Annotated in this window: 8 protein-coding genes; 6 read left to right on the plus strand and 2 right to left on the minus strand. The window is 34.5% G+C overall.

Features of this window, described 5'->3' with window-relative positions; genetic code table 11:
• Positions 1–2,941 precede the first annotated feature (2,941 nt).
• The 3 genes from EZM65_RS03190 (at position 2,942) to EZM65_RS03200 (ending at position 6,493) form a co-directional block, all read left to right on the plus strand.
• Positions 2,942–3,517: a non-canonical purine NTP diphosphatase gene (locus tag EZM65_RS03190; RefSeq protein WP_136667071.1), complete on the plus strand. Its 576-nt coding sequence runs from the start codon at positions 2,942–2,944 to the stop codon at positions 3,515–3,517.
• A 176-nt stretch (positions 3,518–3,693) separates the two neighbouring features.
• Positions 3,694–5,613, plus strand: a complete 1,920-nt coding sequence (locus EZM65_RS03195) for a DEAD/DEAH box helicase (protein ID WP_136667072.1) — start codon at positions 3,694–3,696, stop codon at positions 5,611–5,613.
• A 124-nt stretch (positions 5,614–5,737) separates the two neighbouring features.
• Positions 5,738–6,493, plus strand: a complete 756-nt coding sequence (locus tag EZM65_RS03200; RefSeq protein WP_136667073.1) for a carboxypeptidase-like regulatory domain-containing protein — start codon at positions 5,738–5,740, stop codon at positions 6,491–6,493.
• A gap of 65 nt (positions 6,494–6,558) precedes the next feature.
• Here EZM65_RS03200 and EZM65_RS03205 read toward each other — a convergent pair whose 3' ends face one another.
• Entirely contained in the window at positions 6,559–7,230 is a 672-nt protein-coding gene (locus tag EZM65_RS03205) for an RNA methyltransferase (protein ID WP_136667074.1), read from the minus strand.
• A gap of 255 nt (positions 7,231–7,485) precedes the next feature.
• On the opposite strand from EZM65_RS03205, the gene EZM65_RS03210 reads away from it, so the two are divergent.
• The 3 genes from EZM65_RS03210 (at position 7,486) to EZM65_RS03220 (ending at position 10,861) form a co-directional block, all read left to right on the plus strand.
• Complete coding sequence (locus tag EZM65_RS03210) at positions 7,486–8,166, plus strand: NAD-dependent deacylase (RefSeq protein ID WP_136667075.1); 681 nt, start codon at positions 7,486–7,488, stop codon at positions 8,164–8,166.
• Positions 8,167–8,308: 142 nt separating this feature from the next.
• The gene (gene purB, locus EZM65_RS03215; RefSeq protein ID WP_136667076.1) at positions 8,309–9,652 is read left to right on the plus strand and encodes an adenylosuccinate lyase; all 1,344 of its coding nucleotides are present in this window, start codon (positions 8,309–8,311) and stop codon (positions 9,650–9,652) included.
• Positions 9,653–9,658: 6 nt separating this feature from the next.
• Entirely contained in the window at positions 9,659–10,861 is a 1,203-nt protein-coding gene (locus tag EZM65_RS03220) for a serine protease (RefSeq protein WP_136667077.1), read from the plus strand.
• A gap of 56 nt (positions 10,862–10,917) precedes the next feature.
• Here EZM65_RS03220 and EZM65_RS03225 read toward each other — a convergent pair whose 3' ends face one another.
• On the minus strand, positions 10,918–12,186 hold the full coding sequence (locus EZM65_RS03225; RefSeq protein ID WP_248574820.1) for an ammonium transporter: 1,269 nt from the start codon (positions 12,184–12,186) through the stop codon (positions 10,918–10,920).
• Positions 12,187–12,409 lie beyond the last annotated feature (223 nt).

The raw sequence follows: 12,409 nt of genomic DNA on the forward strand, positions 1-12,409 counted from the left end.
CCCGTACATTTTGTTAAAATTCAAATAGCCCCGCTATTTTAAAAGCAAAAAAAAAGTCATACTAAAAAGCATGACTTTCTTTATCTTTTAAGTTAAAAGTGAATTTTATATCTCTCCCAAAAACAAAAACTCTGTGATAAAGTGTGGTATTTTATCATATTTATGTTGAAGAATTTACCCAAAATAAGAAAACTGAATGCATATGATAAAGCTCTGTCACAATAGAATTTTTCACTCAAACTTAAAGGTTTGTTTACTTGATTAAGAACGTAAGTCAAAGATACCGTAGCTGTTTCAATTTCCATTACGTGTTTTCCGTACATTTTGTTAAAATTCAAATGGTTACGCTGTTTTAAAAACAAAAAAAAAGTCATACTAAAAAGCATGACTTTCTTTATCTTTTAAGTTAAAAGTGATATTTTTATATCTCCCAAAAACAAAAACTCTGTGATAAAGTGTGGTATTTTATCATATTTATGTTGAAGAATTTACCCATAATAAGAAAACTGAATGCATATGATAAAGCTCTGTCACAATAGAATTTTTCACTCAAACTTAAAGGTTTGTTTACTTGATTAAGAACGTAAGTCAAAGATACCGTAGCTGTTTCAATTTCCATTACGTGTTTTCCGTACATTTTGTTAAAATTCAAATGGTTACGCTGTTTTAAAAACAAAAAAAAAGTCATACTAAAAAGCATGACTTTCTTTATCTTTTAAGTTAAAAGTGATATTTTTATATCTCCCAAAAACAAAAACTCTGTGATAAAGTGTGGTATTTTATCATATTTATGTTGAAGAATTTACCCATAATAAGAAAACTAAATGGATATGATAAAGCTCTGTCACAATAGAATTTTTCACTCAAACTTAAAGGTTTGTTTACTTGATTAAGAACGTAAATCAAAGATACCGGAGCTGTTTCAATTTTTTTTACGGGTTTTCCGTACATTTTGTTAAAATTCAATTGATTCCGATGTTTTAAAAACAAAAAAAGTCATACTAAAAAGCATGACTTTCTTTATCTTTTAAGTTAAAAGTGAATTTTATATCTCTCCCAAAAACAAAAACTCTGTGATAAAGCGTGGTATTTTATCATATTTATGTTGAAGAATTTACCCAAAATAAGAAAACTGAATGCATATGATAAAGCTCTGTCACAATAGAATTTTTCACTCAAACTTAAAGGTTTGTTTACTTGATTAAGAACGTAAGTCAAAGATACCGTAGCTGTTTCAATTTCCATTACGTGTTTTCCGTACATTTTGTTAAAATTCAAATGGTTACGCTGTTTTAAAAACAAAAAAAAAGTCATACTAAAAAGCATGACTTTCTTTATCTTTTAAGTTAAAAGTGATATTTTTATATCTCCCAAAAACAAAAACTCTGTGATAAAGTGTGGTATTTTATCATATTTATGTTGAAGAATTTACCCATAATAAGAAAACTAAATGGATATGATAAAGCTCTGTCACAATAGAATTTTTCACTCAAACTTAAAGGTTTGTTTACTTGATTAAGAACGTAAATCAAAGATACCGGAGCTGTTTCAATTTTTTTTACGGGTTTTCCGTACATTTTGTTAAAATTCAATTGATTCCGATGTTTTAAAAACAAAAAAAGTCATACTAAAAAGCATGACTTTCTTTATCTTTTAAGTTAAAAGTGAATTTTATATCTCTCCCAAAAACAAAAACTCTGTGATAAAGCGTGGTATTTTATCATTTTTATGTTGAAGAATTTACCCAAAATAAGAAAACTGAATGGATATGATAAAGCTTTGTCACAATAGAATTTTTCACTCAAACTTAAAGGTTTGTTTACTTGATTAAGAACGTAATTCAAAGATATCACAGCTGATTCATTTTTTCTTACGGATTTCCCGTACATTTTGTTAAAATTCAAACAGATCAGCAGCTTTAAAAGCAAAAAAAAAGTCACCCTAAAAGCGCGACTTTCTTTATCTTTTAAGTCAAAAAGTGAAATTGTTAATATCTCCCAAAAACAAAAAACTCTGTGATAAAGTTGTGGTATTTTACCGTATTATGTTGAAGAATTTACCAAAATAAGAAAACTGAATGGATATGATAAAGCTCTATCACAACAGAAATTTTCACTTAAACTTAAAGGTTTATTTACTTGATTAAGAACGTAAGTTAAAGATAATGAGCCTTTTTCATATTTTATTACGGATTTTCCGTACATTTTGCTAATTTTTTCTTACAAATAATTGAGTTTTTTATCTTATCACCTTAGTGAAATTTGATTTTTCACAAATAACTGCAACTTAACTACAAATTAAACAGGGCTGTTGCATACTGTACGATAGAATATCCCAATCAAAAAACTTAGTCCGTTAAACGGATAAAAAAGCAATTTCATCGTCTAAAAACTCATTTTAAATATTTTTTAAGTAAGTTAAAATATTTATAAGCCCACATGAATGTAGTCAGAAAATAAATTTATCATCACCTTACTGTTTTTTTGTTATCAATATTAAAAAACTGAATAAAATGAAAATCAATTTATTACCAACAGTATATGACTTATAGTTTGCTTACTTACACAGACGTTTTTTGGACAGCAAAACATTTCATACAAATTTAAGAGAATCCTATCCACAAAAAAGGAGGCCTTAAATTAAGACCTCCGATTATGTAACTCTGATTCACCATGTGATTTTCACTTTTCAGTGTAACTACTCTCAAAATGAATACTCAATCTTGATAAATCACTTTTCAAAATAAATACTCATCCTAAAAAATCACTCCAAATGATTAATCGGAATTACACTATAAATGTACAGCTTTTTTCGTAAATCGAACCAATAAAAAAAGAACTTAACAGATGTTTAACACAATTACATTTAATGAAAAACCTGCTTCAAAAACGAAGATTTTGTATCTAAAAAAGTATCTTTGTCTAATCAATATTTCATCAAAATGCAACTCGTTTTCGCTTCAAACAACAAAAACAAAATCAAAGAAATCCAACAATTAGTTCCTTCTGAAATACAAATAGTAAGTCTGGAAGACATAGGCTGTAATGTTGACATACCTGAAACTGCCGATACCATTGAAGGCAACGCAATTTTAAAAGCTGCTTATGTCACACAAAATTATGGTTATCCTTGTTTTGCTGACGACAGCGGATTGGAAGTTGACTGCCTGAATGGAGCTCCAGGAGTATACTCGGCACGTTATGCAGGAGAACCTAAAGACGATACTAAAAACATTGAAAAACTTTTAGCAGTACTCAAAGAAGAATCTAATCGTAAGGCAAACTTTAAAACTATTATCTGTCTGAATATAAACGGAGAACAACATCTATTTACCGGCATTATAAACGGTGAAATAATTTCTGAAAAAAGAGGCACAAATGGATTTGGTTATGACCCGATATTTGTTGCTGAAGGGTATAATAAAACTTTTGCCGAACTTTCAATAGAAGAAAAATCCCACATTAGCCATCGTGCCAGAGCAGTAAAACAGCTGATTGAATTTTTAAAACTGAAATAACATTTTTACAAAATCCTCAACAAAACACCCTAAAAACCTCAAATTATTCAAACATCCGCAAAATGATTTTTTGTAAATTACTGATAATCAAATGATAATAAATTAACAATTAAAGAAATTCCGCTAGTTTATCTCATTAATTAGCACTACTTTTGCACCCAATTTAAAAATACATAATGAATAAATTTGAACAATTAGGATTGAATGAATCGCTACTGCTGGCGGTTAAAGATCTAGGATTTGAAAATCCGTCAGAAGTACAGGAAAAGGCGATTCCAATACTATTGGAGCAAAACACAGACATTGTAGCATTAGCACAAACGGGAACAGGTAAAACGGCAGCTTTCGGGTTTCCGCTTATCCAGAAGATAGATGCTGATGACAAAAGCACTCAAGGCTTGATTTTATCGCCAACACGCGAACTTTGTTTACAGATCACAAACGAGATCAAACAATATTCAAAATACATTAAGGGCTTACACACCGTTGCGGTTTATGGTGGAGCAAGCATTACCGAGCAGGCGCGTGAAGTAAAAAGAGGTGCACAAATTATTGTGGCTACTCCAGGACGTATGCAAGACATGATTAATCGTGGTCTTGTGAACATTAAGAACATTAACTTTTGTGTGCTTGATGAAGCAGACGAAATGTTAAACATGGGATTCTATGATGATATCTGCTCGATATTATCTGATACTCCAGATGAAAAAAACACTTGGTTATTCTCGGCTACAATGCCGCAGGAAGTAGCAAGAATTGCAAAACAATTCATGCACGAACCACAAGAAATTACAGTAGGAGCTAAAAATTCAGGTTCTTCTACGGTTTCACACGAATTTTACATGGTAAATGCACGTGACCGTTATGAAGCATTAAAAAGATTAGCAGATGCTAATCCAGATATTTTCTCGGTAGTTTTCTGTCGTACAAAACGTGACACACAGTCTGTCGCTGAAAAATTAATCGAAGACGGATACAACGCTGCTGCTTTACATGGTGATTTATCACAGGCACAACGTGACGGAGTAATGAAAGCATTCCGTGGCCGCCAAATTCAAATGCTTGTAGCTACTGACGTTGCAGCACGTGGAATTGACGTTGATAACGTAACGCACGTAGTTAACTACCAATTACCAGATGAAATCGAAACTTATAACCACCGTTCAGGACGTACAGGACGTGCGGGTAAATTAGGTACTTCGATTGTGATTGTAACTAAAAGTGAAATCCGTAAAATCCATACGATTGAAAAAATCATCAAACAGAAGTTTGAAGAAAAATCAATCCCAAGCGGAATCGAAATCTGTGAAATCCAGTTATTACACTTAGCGAATAAAATCCATGATACTGAAATCGATCATGAAATCGACAACTATTTACCGGCTATCTACGAAGTTTTTCAAGACTTAACAAAAGAGGAATTGGTAAAAAGAATGGTTTCTGTTGAATTCAACCGTTTCTTAGCTTACTACAAATCAAAACGTGACATAACAAGTCAAGGCGGAGAAAGAGGAGAAAGAAGCTCTGAACCAAGAGAAATTAGAGCAGGTGATCCAGTCCGTTATTTCATCAACATTGGAGCAAGAGATGATTTCGACTGGATGCAGTTGAAAGACTTCTTAAAAGAAACTCTGGATTTAGGCCGTGACGATGTATTCAAAGTTGACGTTAAAGAAGGATTTTCTTTCTTTAATACTGATGGAGAGCATACAGCTAAAGTAATGGATACCTTAAACGGATTTGAACTTCACGGACGTAGAATCAACGTTGAAATTTCTAAAAACGACGGAGGAGGAAACTCAAGTCGTCGTGACCACAACGGAAGAAGTTCTGGTGGTGGAAGAAGAGACGGTGGTTTTAGAGGAGAAAGAAGTTCTTCAAGAAGAGAAGGCGGTTTTGGCGGAAAAAGCGAATCCCGTTCCAGCGATAGAGCTCCCCGTGGCGAAAAACGTGAAGGAGGATTCTCAAGAGGTTCTGCTTCAAGAGGAGAATCTTCTGACAGGGCTCCTAGAAACGAAAGACGTTCAGGTTCTGCTCCAAGACGATCAGATTCGTCTTCAAATACTCCAAGAGAAAGAAGACCAAGAAGAAGCTAATATCTTTTCAACACTTGAATACTAATACTTTCAAGTTTTTAAAGTTGTTAATTTTCTTATAATTCTATAAAAACTGTAAAATATCTCAAATCGAATAGCTACATTAGCTTCGACAAATTTAGCTATGAGATATTTTACAGTTTTACTTTTATACATTTTTTCATTTTCATCATTTGCACAAGAAACCTCGGTTAAAGGTACAATTGTTAACAGCAACACCTTGCTTCCTATCTGGAACGTAAATATTGTCAATACGAATAAAGTACGTGGTGCAGTATCGGATGCTAAAGGACAGTTTGAAATTCAGGCTGACGTCAACGATATTCTATTAATTTCCTGTCTGGGTTTCCAGTCTATTGAAGTCAAAGTGACCAACGACTGGTTAAAAACTCAAAACACAAGAATAAAAATTACCGAAAAGGCTTATGCTTTAGAGGAAATCGTCATCCCTCCTTACACACTTACAGGATACCTGGAAGTTGATTCCAAACTTATTCCCGAAAGAGAGAATTACTGGTATTCAATCGCCGGTCTGACCAAAAGATACGAAGGAGGCGAAAACTCCCCTAATGCTTTTAACCGCGTAATAGGATCATTATTCAATCCTGCTGATGCTTTGTATAATTTCTTCGGAAAAAAACCAAAAGAACTTAAAAAACTTAAAGAAGTCCGTAAAGACGACAATCTCCGCAATATTCTTCAAAACCGTTACGACCGACAAACAATTTATTTAATGTTTGGTATCAACGAAAAAGAACTGGGCGAAATTCTGGAACGCTGCAACTATTCTGAATCATTCATGAAAACTGCAAATGACCTTCAAATTCTTGATGCTATCAACGGTTGTTACGAGGAATATAAAATATTGAAGAAGAGCTAATTTTAGGCATTAGGCAAAAGTAAAAAAGATTACTAATATCTATTTATCTATCATCTATTTGTCAGTTATTCTTTCCCTTCAAGATATCGCTGCGTCACAAAATCAATATCTTTTATTGATTTACGGGCCCAATCGATACGTTTTTCCAACAATTCAGCTTCGGATAATTGCCAGTTAATTTCGGAACGATGCAGTCGAGCTGATACACTTTGCAAAATTATAGCCGCAGAAACAGATATATTTAAACTTTCAGTAAAACCCACCATCGGAATTTTTAAAAATCCATCTGCCTGTTCTAATACATCTTCCGATAATCCATCACGTTCAGTACCAAAGAAAAAAGCCGAGGGTTTGGAAATATCAAAATCCTCCAGCAAGGAATCGTTTTCATGCGGCGTGGTTGCAATAATTTGGTAACCTTTACTTTTAACAGCACTAATACATTCTTGAATACTGTCAAATCTATTAATATCCACCCATTTTTGGGCTCCCATAGCTATTTCGGTATCGATATGTTTTCCAAAACGCTGTTCCACCACATTCAATTCCTGAATTCCAAACACTTCACAACTACGCATCACCGCACTGGTGTTATGCAACTGAAACACATCTTCGCAAGCTACTGTAAAATGTTTAGTTCTATTTGCCAGAACTCTTTTAAAACCCTCTTTTCTACTTTCAGTAATAAAAGTTTCTAAATAATTTAAATAGTTTTCGTCTTGGAATAACGACTGCATAATTTGAAATTTTTAGCAAAAGTAGTTTATTTGTTTCAAGTTTCTTTTTTAAAACAAGACAATGGCTTACTCTTTCACTTTTAGCCGCTGTTCCATATTTAAAAAATAACCGCTAGGGACGTAAAGATTTTACGCAAAGACCACTAAGCTTTGCGTTCTTTGCTTTATCAATTGCGCACTTTGCGGTTAAAAAAACGAAATTAATTATTTTAGTTGCCATTGTTATTTTTTTGTGTTTTGGAATTTTAAATCTTTATGAAAAAGAAAATAGTAGCCCTTACAGGAGCAGGAATGAGTGCCGAAAGCGGTATCAGTACTTTTAGAGATTCGAATGGCTTATGGGAAAATCATGATATTATGGAAGTTGCTTCTCCGGAAGGTTGGCGTAAAAACCCTGCTTTGGTTTTGGATTTTTACAATAAACGCCGCGCCCAGCTTAAAGAAGTAAAACCCAACAGAGGCCATGAAATTTTAGCCGAATTAGAGAAAAATTTCGAGGTTCAAATCATAACCCAGAATGTAGATAATTTACACGAAAAAGCAGGAAGTTCTAACATTTTGCACCTGCATGGTGAATTAACCAAAGTAAGAAGTGTCTCAAACGAAAATTACATTTTGAACTGGACAGAAGATTTGAATTTAGGCGATAACGATAAAAACGGCAACCAGCTCCGTCCGCATATAGTTTGGTTTGGCGAAGCTGTACCTGCAATAGACGAAGCTATCCCAATGATGGAAGAAGCTGATATTGTCATTATCATTGGCACCTCGTTACAAGTTTACCCGGCAGCAGGATTGATGCACTATGCAAAATCTACTGTTCCTGTGTATTACATTGACCCTAAACCTGCTGTAATATATGATTTGGCTAATCCATTGGAAGTTTTAGCAATGAGTGCAAGTGAGGGACTTGAAACAGTACGAAGTCAATTATAAAATAAGCTTAACAACGCGGGTTTGAAAAATTTTAATAATTTATTAAAATTCTTCAATCTGTGTTTAAAAAAATCCAAACTAATCACTAATTACTAATCACTAATCACTAAATTTGGCCTTTCTTAAAAAACAACACAACAACATGCAACTGACTGAATTGAATGCTATTTCACCTATTGATGGTCGTTATAGAAATAAAACGGTTTCTTTATCTCCTTATTTTTCGGAAGAAGCTTTAATCAAATACCGTGTCTTAATCGAAGTTGAATACTTTATCGCTCTTTGTGAAGCGGGCATTCCGCAATTGGCAGGAATAGATAAAAACCTGTATCCTGAATTGCGCAAAATGTATGAGAACTTCTCGGCTGAAGACGCTCAATGGATTAAAGACACTGAGAAAACTACAAATCACGATGTTAAAGCAGTTGAATACTTCATCAAAGCAAAATTTGACACTTTAGGGTTACAGCAATACAAAGAGTTTATCCATTTTGGCTTGACTTCTCAGGATATAAACAATACAGCAATTCCACTTTCAACAAAAGAAGCGTATGACAATGTATATTTACCTTTGTTAATTAAGGTAATTCAAAAATTAAAAGAATTAGCCGTAGAATGGAAAGATATACCTATGCTGGCACGTACGCACGGCCAACCAGCCTCTCCTACCCGTTTAGGAAAGGAAATTCTGGTTTTTGTACAACGTCTTGAAGAACAGATGCGTTTGTTATATAACATTCCGTTTGCCGCTAAATTTGGCGGTGCTACCGGAAATTACAACGCACACAAAATTGCCTATCCTAACAACGACTGGAAAGCTTTTGGAACTAACTTCGTAGAAGAAATTTTAGGTTTACACCATTCGTTCCCAACAACCCAAATCGAGCATTACGATCATTTCGCGGCATTTTTCGATGCTTTAAAACGAATCAATACCATTTTAATCGATTTGGATCGTGACATTTGGACGTATGTTTCAATGGATTATTTCAAACAGAAAATCAAAGCGGGTGAAATTGGTTCATCTGCAATGCCGCACAAAGTTAACCCTATCGATTTTGAAAACTCAGAAGGAAACTTAGGTATTGCCAATGCTGTTTTTGAGCATTTGTCAGCAAAACTTCCTATTTCAAGATTACAGCGTGACCTTACCGACAGTACTGTTTTAAGAAACATTGGTGTGCCAATGGGACATACTTTAATTGCTTTTGAAGCTACTCTAAAAGGATTAAACAAATTATTACTGAACGAAGAAAAATTCGCAGAGGATTTAGATAAAAACTGGGCGGTTGTTGCCGAAGCTATACAAACCATCTTACGCCGTGAAGGTTATCCAAATCCTTACGAAGCATTGAAAGACTTAACCAGAACCAATACTGTTATCAACAAAGAATCAATTCATGCGTTTATTGAAACCTTGAATGTTTCTGATGATATTAAAGCCGAATTGAAAGTGATTACGCCAAGCAATTATTTAGGAATATAAATATATATGGAAGATCAAATTAACAAACCACTAAACGAAACTAACAACCAGGAACCAAACACAGCAACCAACGAAGAAAGTAAATCAAATAAGAAAAAAATTATCATAATTGCCTGTTCTTTATTGATTTTAATTGGGGTATCTTCATTTGCTTATTATAAATATTTTAATCCGAAAGAACAAAAAGCGGATTTTGTTTGTCTTCACGGACAAACTGAAATTTATGAGAAGTATAAAAATGCTGTCGGGCTTGTTAAACACGAGTATGCCTATCAAATTTCAATAAAAGGAGGCAAACCTTTTGATCTTTCAGCTGAAGCCGCAAGTGCTTTGGGCTTAAACGGAAGCGCTGTTACCGGGACAGGTTTTTTTGTTGATGAAGAAGGAAAAATCATCACGAACAAACATGTTGCTGAACCTTGGCTGTATGTAAACGGTAAGTACGAGGAGATTTCCCAGTATCCTGCAGAGGTTATTGCGAGTTTTGTACCTTCTGATTTAGAAGCATCAGAATATAAAAATTACATAGAGGAAAATTACGGGAAGTATTTTGAAGAAACAGAAGAAGCAAGATATGCCGAAGAAGAAGAATATTCAGAAGTTGCTGAAGTAGCAGACTCTTCTGCAACAATTTCTAATGAGAATGACTCAATTGCTTTAGCAGCCGGAATTGAAAATGCTTTAAAAATAGCAGCTGAATCCGATATCGAGCATTTAAAGCCAGAAGATATTGAAATTTTACCTAAAACGGTATCAATAAGCATTGCTTTACATGATTCAAAAGACAAATGGATTGACTGCAAAGTATTGGAAGTATCTAAAGATACCGAAATTGACGTTGCCGTGTTACAAACAGCAAATGAGGAATTACCAAATTCAGTTGCTAATTACATAGATTTAAACACTGCCACAGTTGATGACGAACATATAAAGCCAGGTACAAAAGCTGTATTGATAGGTTATCCTATGGGCATGACACTGGCCAATACACGAAAAGGAATAAAAGTCCAGGTTTACGAAGGCCAGATTAATAAAGAATCTGATGGTGTCAGCTTACAATACAATGTAACTTCAACTCATGGCGCCAGTGGTTCTCCGGTTTTTGATGAATGCGGAAGATTTATTGCTGTAAATTATGCAGGTTACGATCAAGCTCAGGGTTATAATTTTGGTATTGTCGCAAAGCATGCTATTGATCTTATAAAATAAAAAACTTTTACAGAATATAAAAAAATCCATTAGCCTCAACTAATGGATTTTTCATTTTAAAGATATTCTCCGTGCTGCGACAAATCCAGTCCTAACATTTCCCTTTCTTCACTGACACGCAAAGGCGAAATCAGATTCACTACATAAAACAGCACATACGACATCACAAAAGAAAAAACAGAAACCACCACCAGCACAAAAACATGACTCAAAAACAAACGGTATTCACCAAAAATAAGCCCTTGGTGCTCTATCGCCGGATTTATTTCTTTAGAAGCAAACACACCTGTCAGTAACATTCCAACCATTCCTCCTACTCCGTGACAACTAAACACATCCAGTGCATCATCAATTTTTCCTTTAGGGAACTTCGCCACCAGAATATTACTAATAATACTGCTTACCATACCTATAAAAATAGCATGTGGAATACTCACAAAACCAGCTGCGGGTGTAATAGCTACCAATCCTACCACTGCCCCAATACACAATCCCAAAGCGGAAAATTTCCGACTGTTGATTTTATCAAAAAATCCCCAGGTCATTGCCGCAGCTGCAGCTCCAACCGTTGTTGTAGATAAAGCTTGTACAGCCAATCCGTTAGCTCCAAAAGCAGATCCTGCATTAAATCCGAACCACCCAAACCACAACAAGCCTGTCCCTAGAAGTACATAGGTTACCCGTGCCGGATTGTGGCTGACATCTTTTCGTTTTCCTAAAAACAGAGCTCCCGCCAAGGCAGCCCAACCTGCACTCATATGTACCGCAATCCCTCCGGCGAAATCCAAGATTCCTAATTTAAAGAACAGTCCATTTGGATGCCATGCCATATGGGTCAACGGAGCATAAACAAGCAATACAAACAAAACGATAAATAACAAATACGACCAGAAACGAATACGTTCGGCAAATGCACCAGTCACTAAAGCAGGTGTAATAATGGCAAATTTGGCTTGAAACAAAGCAAACAACAACAAAGGAATTGTCGGTGCCAATTCCCAAAAAGAACTTGTCCCGACTTGGTTAAAAAACAAATTCTTAAGCGGATTACCAATTATTCCCCCAATAGAATCTCCAAAAGAAAGTCCGTATCCAATTACTACCCACAAAATGGTTACCACGACCATAGCCACATAACTCTGTAACATGGTACTAATTACATTCTTCTTTCCTACCATTCCGCCGTAAAAGAACCCAAGTCCAGGGGTCATCAGCAAAACTAAAGCAGAAGCCACAATCATCCAAGCGGTATCGCCGGTATCAAATTTTGGGGTTACTCCTGAAACCGATTTTCCAAATGAAAAATCTACAATCAAACAACTCATGGCTAAAAATGCCAAAACGAAGGCTAAAAAATACTTTCTTTTCATGGCTCTAGTATTTAAAATTCATTTTAAATATAACCAACCCTTAATTTCAATCCTAATTACAGCTTTATTTTTACAAATAATAAAAAAATACCCCTAAAAAATTAGGGGTATCTGTTTTAAAAAATAAAATTTTATTAAAAAAGCAAAATTCTGCAAATAAAAAAACCAGCCTTTCGAC

It is taken from the genome of Flavobacterium sp. H122, assembly GCF_004959765.1.
GTDB lineage: Bacteria > Bacteroidota > Bacteroidia > Flavobacteriales > Flavobacteriaceae > Flavobacterium.

What these genes read in the sequence shown, in the direction of transcription:
- EZM65_RS03225 (WP_248574820.1), bottom strand. Translation starts at nt 12,186, where the DNA reads ATGAGTTGTTTGATTGTAGATTTTTCATTTGGAAAATCGGTTTCAGGA.
- EZM65_RS03210 (WP_136667075.1), top strand. Translation starts at nt 7,486, where the DNA reads ATGAAAAAGAAAATAGTAGCCCTTACAGGAGCAGGAATGAGTGCCGAA.
- EZM65_RS03190 (WP_136667071.1), top strand. Translation starts at nt 2,942, where the DNA reads ATGCAACTCGTTTTCGCTTCAAACAACAAAAACAAAATCAAAGAAATC.
- EZM65_RS03205 (WP_136667074.1), bottom strand. Translation starts at nt 7,230, where the DNA reads ATGCAGTCGTTATTCCAAGACGAAAACTATTTAAATTATTTAGAAACT.
- purB (WP_136667076.1), top strand. Translation starts at nt 8,309, where the DNA reads ATGCAACTGACTGAATTGAATGCTATTTCACCTATTGATGGTCGTTAT.
- EZM65_RS03220 (WP_136667077.1), top strand. Translation starts at nt 9,659, where the DNA reads ATGGAAGATCAAATTAACAAACCACTAAACGAAACTAACAACCAGGAA.
- EZM65_RS03200 (WP_136667073.1), top strand. Translation starts at nt 5,738, where the DNA reads ATGAGATATTTTACAGTTTTACTTTTATACATTTTTTCATTTTCATCA.
- EZM65_RS03195 (WP_136667072.1), top strand. Translation starts at nt 3,694, where the DNA reads ATGAATAAATTTGAACAATTAGGATTGAATGAATCGCTACTGCTGGCG.